4 protein-coding genes are annotated in these 4007 nt (G+C 69.3%); 2 read left to right on the forward strand and 2 right to left on the reverse strand.

The genetic code is table 11. The features are described from left to right. Nucleotides 1-97 precede the first annotated feature (97 nt). Nucleotides 98-628, reverse strand: a complete 531-nt coding sequence (locus JHN45_RS51145; protein ID WP_201056329.1) for a DUF1062 domain-containing protein — start codon at nt 626-628, stop codon at nt 98-100. Nucleotides 629-915: 287 nt separating this feature from the next. Here JHN45_RS51145 and JHN45_RS51150 point away from each other — a divergent pair, with 287 nt between their 5' ends. Both JHN45_RS51150 and JHN45_RS51155 read left to right on the forward strand, forming a co-directional pair. Beyond that, on the forward strand, nt 916-1389 hold the full coding sequence (locus JHN45_RS51150; protein WP_200717594.1) for a carboxymuconolactone decarboxylase family protein: 474 nt from the start codon (nt 916-918) through the stop codon (nt 1387-1389). A gap of 199 nt (nt 1390-1588) precedes the next feature. Continuing rightward, nucleotides 1589-2317, forward strand: a complete 729-nt coding sequence (locus JHN45_RS51155) for a DUF4142 domain-containing protein (RefSeq protein ID WP_200717597.1) — start codon at nt 1589-1591, stop codon at nt 2315-2317. 17 nt (nt 2318-2334) lie between these two features. On the opposite strand, the gene JHN45_RS51160 is transcribed toward JHN45_RS51155, so the two are convergent. Then, complete coding sequence (locus JHN45_RS51160; RefSeq protein ID WP_201056331.1) at nt 2335-3987, reverse strand: glycoside hydrolase family 13 protein; 1653 nt, start codon at nt 3985-3987, stop codon at nt 2335-2337. Nucleotides 3988-4007 lie beyond the last annotated feature (20 nt).

Genomic DNA, 4007 nt, shown 5'->3' on the forward strand with positions numbered 1-4007 from the left:
CCACCACACTCACCACCACCCCCACCCCCCTCACTCACCTCCTCCAAGCGATACACACGGGCACCCTCACCCCGCGCCCGTAGGGGGCGCGGGCGCGTCAGCGCTTCAGCGTGAACGTGAAGTCGTCCGAGACCCTCGCGTTCAGGCGGGCCGTCGACACCAGCCTCCCCTCCGTGATCAGGGACTCGACCTCGGCCCGTGGCAAAGCGCAGCCCTCCGCTATCAGCCGTACCGGTCGGACCGGGATCCGGGCCGTGAAGCGGACCGCTATGTCGATCACCTCGCGGTGCAGGTGTTCCGGTCCGCCGCCGGTGTCCAGGCGCCACGCGCCTGACCAGTCGAGAGCGATGCGATTACGGCGCTGCACGACCGGGTCCTGGAGCAACTCCGCAGCCAGAACAACATCGTTGGCGTGCAGGCGGGCCAGCAGTTCCGGTCGGATGGAGCGTACGTTCGCCCGTTCCATGACCGTGAGTTTTGCCGTGTACCCGCAGGCCGTGCAGAGGACCAGGAGCCAGACATCGAGCAGCTTGTGGTGGGCGTTGACGCGGAACTTGCCGCCCGCCCGGAAGTGTCCGCCCCCGCACGCATGACAACGGCGGCGGACGAGCGGCAGGCAGGTGGGCATGACCACCCAGTTTTCGAGCACAGAAGTACACCGTTTCCAGTGAGAAGACCGCAGCAAAAAGGAGCGCGGCGCAACAGCGCGACGCGCGACGATTCAGCACTCGGGGGGTCTCACACGGTGTACAACGGCACGTCCTTGCCCAGACGACTCGGTCGGGCAGCACGGTAGAGGCGGAGAGAGACAAAGCTCCACCGGTTTTCCTCGCGCGTTGTCACATTCCCGCCGCCCGTTTCGTCAGTCCTGTGCAAGCAACGGCAGCGAACCAACGAAACGCAGAGGAGCCCACCATGGGTGCCCGACTCAACGCCTTCACCAGCCCGATCGCCGGCAAGGCCCTGAAGCACTTCATCGCCGCGGGCAAGGTCATCGCCGACTCGCCGCTGCCCGCCGCCACGCAGGAGCTGGTGAAGATCCGGGCGAGTCAGATCAACGGGTGCGGATTCTGCACCGACATGCACACCAAGGACGCCGCGGCCGCCGGCGAGACCTCGGTACGGCTGAACCTCGTCGCGGTGTGGCGCGAGGCCACCGTGTTCACCGACGCGGAGCGCGCCGCGCTGGAACTCGCGGAGCAGGGCACGCGGATCGCGGACGCGTCCGGCGGTGTGAGCGACGAGGTGTGGGGGAACGCCGCGAAGCACTACGACGACGAGCAGCTCATGGCCCTCGTCTCGCTGATCGCCCTCATCAACAGCTTCAACCGCATGAACGTCATGCTCACGATGCCGGCCGGCGACTACCAGCCCGGTCAGTTCAACTAGCCCCGACCCGCCCGGAATCGGGGCGCCGAACCGGAGGCATCACCCGCCACTTGTGACGCGCCCCACTCGGGCTTTACCAAAACCAAAGACTTCGAACGCTTCCCCGATCCGTACTCCCCACTGTCCGTACCGCCGACGGGCGGTCCACGACACAGGAGGTACGGTGCGCTTTTCGCGGAACGCGACGGGAACGATGGTTGTGGGCGGCGCCCTCAGCCTGACCCTCGTCGCCCTCGCCTACCCGGCCATGCTGGGCGTCAACACGGTCTCCAGCGCGCCCGCACGCGTGATCGCCAACACGCAGTGGGGGCCGCTGACCGAGGCCGACCGCGACTTCGTGGTCAAGGTGCGCGCGGCAGGGCTGTGGGAGTACCCCGTCGGCCAGATGGGACTGAAGAAGGGGGCGAGCCCGGCGGTCATCACCGCGAGCAAGCACCTGATCGACGGGCACGCGGCACTGGACTCCACCGTCCGCAAGATCGCCCCCATGCTCAACATCACGATCCCGAACCAGCCCAGTCCGCAGCAGCAGGGGTTCATCAACACCCTGAACGGCGACAGCGGCAAGCAGTTCGACACGGACTTCGCCAACATCCTGCGCGTCACGCACGGTTCGATCTTCGCCACCATCGCGAAGATCCGCGGGACGACCGAGAACACCCTGGTGCGGATCCTGGCCAACCAGGCCAACGCCACGGTCCTGGACCACATCACGGTCATGGAGGACACCGGCCTGGTCAACTTCAGCCAGGTCCTCTTCCAGGAGACGACCCCGCCGAAGCTGCCGGCCGTGGACCTGACCCCGCCGCCCCCGGCCGCGGGCGCGCCGGAGGTGGTCCTCACCCCGCCGGTGAACAGCACCACTCAGCCACCGGTCCTCCCGGGCGAGGCCTCACCCAGCGCCAGCCAGACCCCGACCGTGGGGTGAATGCGCCCCGGAGCGCGCTACACCCCCAGCCATACGGTCGTGTCGGGCCCCAACTCACCGCCCCCTGCCGCCGGTTCGCTGCTCAGCAGCACCTCCCCCGGCGGCAGGGCGACCGGCTCCGCCGACAGGTTGGTGACACACCGCCAGCCCTCGGTTCGGGTGAAGTGCAGTACCCCGGGCGGGCTTTCGGCGGCCCAGGTGAGCAACTCTCCTTCGAGCAGCTTGCGCCGCAGCCGCAGCGCTTTGCGGTAGAGCTCCAGGGTCGAGCCCTCGCTCCCGTCCTGTGCCTCGACGGCGTACGACGCGAAGCTCGCCGGCTGCGGCAGCCACGCGGGGCCGGACCCGAAGCCGTACGACGGACCGGTCGTGGTCCAGGGGAGGGGTACCCGGCAGCCGTCGCGGCCCTTGTGGGTGTGGCCCTGTTGTTCCCAGACGGGGTCCTGGAGGATCTCGACGGGCAGGTCGGCGACCTCGGGCAGTCCGAGTTCCTCGCCCTGGTAGACGTACGACGAACCGGGCAGCGCCAGCATCAGCAGGGTCGCGGCGCGGGCGCGGCGCAGGCCGGCCGCCGTGTCGACGGGCGGGGTACGGCCGTCGGACAGCAGCCAGGTGTTCGGGTCGGTGCCCCTCGGCAGCATCAGGCGCGAGGCGTGGCGTACGACGTCGTGGTTGGACAGTACCCAGGTGGCGGAGGCGCCTGCCGCGCGGGCCGCGGCGAGCGAGCCGGTGATCACCTCGCGCAGTTCGTCCGCGTCCCAACCGGCCTCCAGGTACTCGAAGTTGAAGGCCTGGCCGAGTTCGTCGGGGCGGGCGTAGAGGGCGCGGCGGGCGGCCGGTACCCAGGCCTCGGCGACCGCCATGCGGGGCGGGGTGTAGGTGTCGAAGACGCTGCGGCGCCAGTCGCGGTAGATCTCGTGGACCTCGTCGCGGTCGTAGTAGGGGTGGCTGCCGGGTGGGAGGGAGTCCAGGACCGCCTCCGAGTTGGCCGCGAGCGGGCCGATGTCCCGCAGGGGTTCGGCGAGATCCTTCACCAGCGCGTGGGCCACGTCGACGCGGAAGCCGTCCACTCCCCGGTCGGACCAGAAGCGGAGCGTGGTGCGGAAGTCGGCCCGGACCTCCTCGTTGTCCCAGTTCAGGTCGGGCTGTTCGGGTGTGAAGAGGTGCAAGTACCACTGTCCGTCGGGGAGTTGCTTCCATGCGCTGCCGCCGAAGACGGACGGCCAGTCGGTGGGCGGGAGTTGACCGCCGTCGCCGCGCCCCTCCCGGAACACGTACCGGTCGCGGGCAGCGGAACCGGGACCGGCCGCCAGCGCCTCCTGGAACCAACTGTGCAGGTGCGAGGTGTGGTTGGGCACGATGTCGACCATGACCTTCAGGCCCAGCCGGTGCGCCTCGGCGACCATCGCGTCGAAGTCGGCGAGGGTGCCCAGGCGCGGGTCGACATCGCGGTAGTCGGCGACGTCGTAGCCGCCGTCGGCGAGCTCGGACGGGTAGAAGGGGCTCAGCCAGAGGGCGTCGACGCCCAGGGCGGCGAGGTGGGTGAGCCGCTCGGTGATGCCCCTGAGGTCCCCGAGTCCGTCGCCGTCCGCGTCGGCGAAACTGCGCGGATACACCTGGTACACAACGGCCTGACGCCACCAGTTCGGGTCACGGGAGGACAGGTCGGACACGTGGTCCTACCTTTCTTGAT

It is taken from the genome of Streptomyces sp. MBT53 (assembly GCF_016654115.1).
In the GTDB taxonomy this organism is placed as follows: domain Bacteria; phylum Actinomycetota; class Actinomycetes; order Streptomycetales; family Streptomycetaceae; genus Streptomyces.

What these genes read in the sequence shown, in the direction of transcription:
- JHN45_RS51150 (WP_200717594.1), top strand. Translation starts at nt 916, where the DNA reads ATGGGTGCCCGACTCAACGCCTTCACCAGCCCGATCGCCGGCAAGGCC.
- JHN45_RS51145 (WP_201056329.1), bottom strand. Translation starts at nt 628, where the DNA reads ATGCCCACCTGCCTGCCGCTCGTCCGCCGCCGTTGTCATGCGTGCGGG.